This is a genomic window from Bittarella massiliensis (ex Durand et al. 2017), from assembly GCF_017566145.1.
Lineage (GTDB): Bacteria > Bacillota > Clostridia > Oscillospirales > Ruminococcaceae > Bittarella > Bittarella massiliensis_A.
In genome coordinates this window covers 1-340 of sequence record NZ_JABFCL010000052.1, presented here as the reverse complement: position 1 = coordinate 340, position 340 = coordinate 1, and the positions used below count along the sequence as shown (strand labels likewise).

At 47.1% G+C, this 340-nt stretch carries 1 protein-coding gene; it reads left to right on the top strand.

Annotation, left to right across the window (positions count from 1 at the left end; all coding sequences use genetic code 11):
• Nucleotides 1–50 precede the first annotated feature (50 nt).
• The coding region (locus HJY11_RS13415) for a hypothetical protein (protein WP_243764561.1) at nt 51–340 on the top strand (290 nt) is incomplete at its 3' end.

Sequence of the window (340 nt, the reverse complement as noted above, 5' to 3'; positions counted from 1 at the left end):
GAAAAGGAGGCACATATTTTGGAGCGACGGGATGTGGGAAAACCTATACCATGGCATTTCTTGCCCGCCAGCTTGCACTTCGCTGTACAGAAACTCCGCAAATCGGATCGCCGACAATCATCTTGATTGTTGACCGGGATGAACTGCAAAAGCAGGGTGCCAAGCTTTTTACAAAGAGTACAGAATTTCTGAATCTTGGCGAAGTGTCTGTTGTGAAAGACAGAGTGCAGTTAAGGGCGGAACTTGGAGCACGGCAAAGTGGTGGGTTTTATATCTGTACGATCCAGAAGTTTTGCGACCGTAAAGAGGATAAAATCGGTCTGATCAATGACCGGCAGAA